Annotated in this window: 1 rRNA gene; it reads right to left on the reverse strand. The window is 51.9% G+C overall.

The annotated features are described in order from the left end of the window. Nucleotides 1–1,168 (reverse strand): 23S ribosomal RNA (locus tag FFB58_RS22770); the annotation flags it as partial. Between the last annotated feature and the right edge of the window lie 138 nt (nucleotides 1,169–1,306).

A 1,306-nucleotide genomic window follows, 5' to 3' on the forward strand; every position in this document is an offset into this window, starting at 1 on the left:
GTCGCTGCCGCAGCTTCGGTGCATGGTTTAGCCCCGTTACATCTTCCGCGCAGGCCGACTCGACCAGTGAGCTATTACGCTTTCTTTAAATGATGGCTGCTTCTAAGCCAACATCCTGGCTGTCTGTGCCTTCCCACATCGTTTCCCACTTAACCATGACTTTGGGACCTTAGCTGGCGGTCTGGGTTGTTTCCCTCTTCACGACGGACGTTAGCACCCGCCGTGTGTCTCCCGTGATAACATTCTCCGGTATTCGCAGTTTGCATCGGGTTGGTAAGCCGGGATGGCCCCCTAGCCGAAACAGTGCTCTACCCCCGGAGATGAATTCACGAGGCGCTACCTAAATAGCTTTCGGGGAGAACCAGCTATCTCCCGGTTTGATTGGCCTTTCACCCCCAGCCACAAGTCATCCGCTAATTTTTCAACATTAGTCGGTTCGGTCCTCCAGTTAGTGTTACCCAACCTTCAACCTGCCCATGGCTAGATCACCGGGTTTCGGGTCTATACCCTGCAACTTAACGCCCAGTTAAGACTCGGTTTCCCTTCGGCTCCCCTATACGGTTAACCTTGCTACAGAATATAAGTCGCTGACCCATTATACAAAAGGTACGCAGTCACACCACAAGGGTGCTCCCACTGCTTGTACGTACACGGTTTCAGGTTCTTTTTCACTCCCCTCGCCGGGGTTCTTTTCGCCTTTCCCTCACGGTACTGGTTCACTATCGGTCAGTCAGGAGTATTTAGCCTTGGAGGATGGTCCCCCCATATTCAGACAGGATACCACGTGTCCCGCCTTACTCTTCGAGTTCACAGCATGTGTGCTTTCATGTACGGGACTATCACCCTGTACCGTCGGACTTTCCAGACCGTTCCACTAACACACAAGCTGATTCAGACTCCGGGCTGCTCCCCGTTCGCTCGCCGCTACTGGGGGAATCTCGGTTGATTTCTTTTCCTCGGGGTACTTAGATGTTTCAGTTCCCCCGGTTCGCCTCGTTAACCTATGTATTCAGTTAACGATAGTGTGACGAATCACACTGGGTTTCCCCATTCGGACATCGCCGGGTCAAAGGTTCATATCACCTCGCCGGCGCTTTTCGCAGATTAGCACGTCCTTCATCGCCTCTGACTGCCAGGGCATCCACCGTGTACGCTTAGTCGCTTAACCTCACAACCCGAAGCTGTTTCACTTCGCGTTGTGAAAATTTGAGAGACTCGAACACACTTACCATCTGTTCCTGTTACGGAGAACAGACACAGTGTGTCGTTTCAATTTTCAGCTTGATCCAGATTTTTAAAGAGCAAA

Origin of the sequence: Enterobacter sp. MF024 (assembly GCF_005843915.1) — a bacterium.
GTDB classification, from domain to species: Bacteria; Pseudomonadota; Gammaproteobacteria; order Enterobacterales; family Enterobacteriaceae; genus Enterobacter; species Enterobacter barmai.